Annotated in this window: 1 rRNA gene (cut by a window edge); it reads left to right on the top strand. The window is 49.4% G+C overall.

Features of this window, described 5'->3' with window-relative positions:
• Positions 1-261, top strand: a 23S ribosomal RNA gene (locus JJ896_18585) (its annotated part extends 90 nt beyond the left edge of the window); the annotation flags it as partial.

The raw sequence follows: 261 nt of genomic DNA on the forward strand, positions 1-261 counted from the left end.
GCTTTGATCCCAAGATCTCCGAATGGGGCAACCCACCTGATACTCGGTTATAATCAGCTCTGCTGTTTATAATTGGGTAAAACAGGTACTTTTAACCTGAATACATAGGGTTTTAAGAGCAAACCCGGGGAACTGAAACATCTAAGTACCCGGAGGAAAGGACATCAATTGATACTCCCCTAGTAGCGGCGAGCGAACGGGGACCAGCCGAGCAACGTAGTGAACTGGAACGACCTGGAAAGGTCGGCCATAGCGGGTGAC

The organism is Rhodothermales bacterium (assembly GCA_017643395.1).
GTDB lineage: Bacteria > Bacteroidota > Rhodothermia > Rhodothermales > UBA10348 > JABDJZ01.